This window comes from Cobetia sp. SIMBA_158, from assembly GCF_046566945.1.
GTDB classification, from domain to species: domain Bacteria; phylum Pseudomonadota; class Gammaproteobacteria; order Pseudomonadales; family Halomonadaceae; genus Cobetia; species Cobetia amphilecti.
Window position 1 is genome coordinate 1 of sequence record NZ_JAWJYL010001140.1, and the last position, 233, is coordinate 233.

The following is a 233-nucleotide window of genomic DNA, read 5'->3' on the forward strand; positions in this document are numbered from 1 at the left end:
TAAAAAACAACATTATTATTGTGCGTGTGTTGTGCACGGAATTGGTGGTGGCATACTTAAACATAAAATTCCTCAGTACCTAGTTCAGCACCCAGACGTAATTGCAATGCATCAAGCGCCACTTGAATACGGTGGTAAAGGCGCGGTACTTATTTTGATAAACTTACCACAAAGCGATGAATTTAGACGCTAACCCAACATATTACTAGGAAGTAATTACGTGCATATTGTTT

The 233-nt window shown here is 38.6% G+C and carries 1 protein-coding gene; it reads left to right on the forward strand.

The genetic code is table 11. From position 1 onward, the window contains the following. A partial coding sequence (locus R2R70_RS23320) for a Smr/MutS family protein (RefSeq protein WP_410979394.1) occupies nucleotides 1-193 on the forward strand: 193 nt, incomplete at its 5' end. Nucleotides 194-233 lie beyond the last annotated feature (40 nt).